At 57.3% G+C, this 2,022-nt stretch carries 1 protein-coding gene and 1 pseudogene; both read left to right on the top strand.

Features of this window, described 5'->3' with window-relative positions; translation table 11 throughout:
• Positions 1-722 (top strand): annotated as a pseudogene (locus H9X86_RS11930) (hypothetical protein); the annotation flags it as partial.
• Positions 715-1,881 (top strand): antirestriction protein ArdA, encoded by a 1,167-nt coding sequence (locus H9X86_RS11925; protein WP_204901718.1) that lies wholly within the window; start codon positions 715-717, stop codon positions 1,879-1,881. The pseudogene H9X86_RS11930 and the gene H9X86_RS11925, both read left to right, overlap by 8 nt.
• Positions 1,882-2,022 lie beyond the last annotated feature (141 nt).

The raw sequence follows: 2,022 nt of genomic DNA, 5'->3' as shown, positions 1-2,022 counted from the left end.
GTATGCCGGAAGAAACGGAGCGTGGGCTGATGCACTGGTACAGCGAAGATGACAGCGTCAACCGGAAAGTCCAGTCCGCTGTGTTCACGGTCGAGGATCGAAACGGCCAGCTCTGGGGTGTTGCGGAATGCCGTGTTGCAGGGGCCCTTACCCCGGTGGAACTGTCCAACCTGAAGGAGTATATCTCTGGGCAGGCATCGGACGGCTGGGGCGAAGGATTTGAGCAGCGAGATATCTGCATTGGCGACGACGAGCTGTATGTCCATCTGTGGAGCTTCGACGATTGGAGTATCCAGACGGAGGAGGAGCGCTTCTCCCCCAAATTGGCAGAGGGACTGCCGGAGATGTGCTACTCCACCCTGCCCACTACGGGCCAGCTGATTTGCATCAAACGAGGTGAAACCGGCTACCACCCCTCGGAGTGGGACACCGGCGACAAAGAGCGGAATGTGGAGCTGGCCGACCAGCTCAATGAGCACCTTGGCGTAGATATGTGGCAGAGACAGGCCATGGAGGTGGGCAGTATGTGTGGCTGGGATGTCCCCGGTGCCGACCCTGCCAAGTATCAGGAAGACTATGTACAAACCGGGGCCCCCGCCGAAGCCCAGCGCAGCGGGTTCGGTGGGGAAAGGAGTTCCGGCGAAATGAGTGAGCCTTGTCCCCAGGACGAGGCGAAGGATATGGAGCACGGAACGACGCTGGGAGGGATGACCCTTGGATAATGCGTTCTGCATTGCGCTCTACGGGAAACACACTCAACACAGCTGCCTGGAGCTTCCGGCTACCTACTACCAGCTCCAGGATGCCATGGACAGGCTCCATATGGCCATCGGTGAAAAACCGGACCTGGAACTGCTCCATCCGGGAGCCTTCCCCTTTCTCCATGAACATCTGGGCTCGGACTGTGACCTCTACCAGCTCAACACCCTGCTAACCAGGCTGGAGGGGCTGAGTGACATGGAAAAGGCCGCTTTCGAAGGACTGGTCCAGATGGAAGCCGCCAAGGGCCATGGCCCCATCCCTCTCTCCACCCTGATGGATCTGGCTTACAGCACGGACTGCTGTCATGTGGTGGATGCCGTTACAGATCATCAACTGGGCAAATTCTACGCTGAAAATGGTTTTATTCCTGAAGTAGAGGATGTCTCCGATTCCATCTTTGACTATCTGGACTTTGCACAGCTGGGCCGAAAAGCCCGACAGGAGGAGGGCGGTGTTTTCGTCAGCCATGGCTATGTGACCCAGCACGAAGACCTCAAGCAGGTACATGACAGCCTGGACGTAGTTCCCAAGCCTCCCTCTTACGCCATTCGCCTGCTGGTGGCCAAAGGTTCCGATCAACAGGAACCCAGGGTTACTCTGGAACTCCCCGCCACACAGAGCCAGCTGTCCCGTGTGCTGGAGGAGCTGGGCGAATCTGCTTCCTGGGACCAGGTGGTCTTCTGGACCGAGGACAGCGCCATTCCCGATCTGCTGGAGAACCTGGAGTGCAACGACATCCAGGATCTGAATCAGCTGGCAGAGGCCATCAAATGCCTAGAGCGGTATGGACAGCTCACCAAACTCAAAGCAGTCATCCTTGCCATCGACTGCCACGAGGTCGTCGCCGCCACTCACATTGCGGAAAATCTGGACGACTACCTGCTCCAGCCCGACCAGCGCAGTCCCAAGGAAGTGGCACTCCAGAAGCTGCACACCATCTTGGATGAGCAAACCCTTTCCATGCTGCAAGAGCACGTCAATCTCAATGCTTATGGCAGAGACATCCTGAATCATGCCAATGCAGTCCTGACCCCCTATGGGCTGGTGGCGCGAGAAGATGGCGACCCCCTCCTCTGCCCTACCTCTGACCCTAAACTGGGAGGGATGCAGATGCAGTAAACCGTAACCCTCTCATATTCCCAAACAACACATACAGGGGCCGTACCCGAAAGGGACACGGCTCCTGCTTTTTTGTTGCTCCTTGTTCGGGTATGGCCCCGGAAAGGAACAATGATGCGAGAACAACAGGTATTGGCCTAT

It is taken from the genome of Pseudoflavonifractor capillosus (assembly GCF_016902575.1).
Taxonomy (GTDB): Bacteria; Bacillota; Clostridia; order Oscillospirales; family Oscillospiraceae; genus Enterenecus; species Enterenecus capillosus_A.
Note: the sequence above shows the minus strand (reverse complement) of the source record. Positions and strands in the feature narration are given on the sequence as shown.